Here is a 1137-nt window from a genome sequence, read left to right on the forward strand (position 1 = left end):
GACTTTAAATGAGGTAATCGATAAACTTGAAGAGGTTATTCAAACCTTAACTGCTTATCAACTCAAATCAATTGTACATAGAGACTGGACTTCCGCTATTTTTGATTTTAACTGAGTATGAGATAACCAAAATCACATCTTCTTCACCCTTATGATTTCGCACAGGGATTTCTTCAAAAGATAAATCCAAGGGAGCGTCACGCATCTCACGGTCAATCTTTTTGAAGTCATCAATGGGATAGGCCTTACCATCTTTGAATCCAGTGATAATGTTATCCTGCTTGTCGTCCTCAATACCGATGACCAGCTGGCCACCATCTGCATTAGCAAAAGCAATCAGGTGTTTGAGTAGCTCTTGTGGCTTCTTTCGGGCGGATTTCCTGTCCAAATGTTGGCTTTCTGGTGAGAATTGGTAGTGGGATAGGGTTTGAGTCATGTCATTCTCCTGAGTGTTATCACTCTATTATAACACATCTCCCAGCCTTTCTTACTTCTCATTTAGTGTGCTAAGAAACCTTATGAGAAGTTGGCAGATGGAACAGTTCAAGTAGTGGAAGTCCCCTACGATATTCCAGATAGTTGGGAGTGGGTGAGGTTAGGCACTATCATTAGTGCGAAAGGTGGAAAAAGAATACCTAAAGGATATAATCTACAAGAAGAGGACAATGGTCATCCATATCTTCGAGTTACAGATATGAAAAATGGGACAATAGTACCAAATAGTATAAAGTATGCTCCTGATACTGTTTACGAAAAAATAAAAAATTATACTATTTCAAGCAATGATATTTATATCACGATAGCTGGAACAATTGGTGATATTGGAGTTGTTCCCAAAAAGTTTAATAATGCACTATTAACAGAGAACGCACTTAAGCTAATGCTCACAAGTAGTGTAAATAAAATGTTTTTAGTCTATCTCTTGAATTCTCAATTAGTTCAGCAACAATTCAAAGAAGTATATAATCAAGTTGCTCAACCTAAATTATCCATTCGTAGTACAAACTCAACATTAATTCCCCTCCCGCCTCTCTCTGAACAGAAACGGATTGTGGAGCAAATCGAACGTGCCTTGGAAAAGGTAGATGCATATTCCGAAAGTTACAATAAACTTCAAGAATTGGACAAATCCTTTCC

The 1137-nt window shown here is 37.7% G+C and carries 1 protein-coding gene and 1 pseudogene; one reads left to right on the forward strand and one right to left on the reverse strand.

The genetic code is table 11. From position 1 onward, the window contains the following. Nucleotides 1–118 precede the first annotated feature (118 nt). A pseudogene (locus K6V48_RS11605) lies at nt 119–436 on the reverse strand (AlbA family DNA-binding domain-containing protein); the annotation flags it as partial. Between the two features lie 114 nt (nt 437–550). Between K6V48_RS11605 and K6V48_RS11610 the strand changes: the two are divergent. After that, nucleotides 551–1137 (forward strand): restriction endonuclease subunit S (locus K6V48_RS11610; protein WP_222369854.1); only part of this gene is annotated, 587 nt, incomplete at its 3' end.

It is taken from the genome of Streptococcus suis (genome assembly GCF_019794555.1).
Taxonomy (GTDB): domain Bacteria; phylum Bacillota; class Bacilli; order Lactobacillales; family Streptococcaceae; genus Streptococcus; species Streptococcus suis_AB.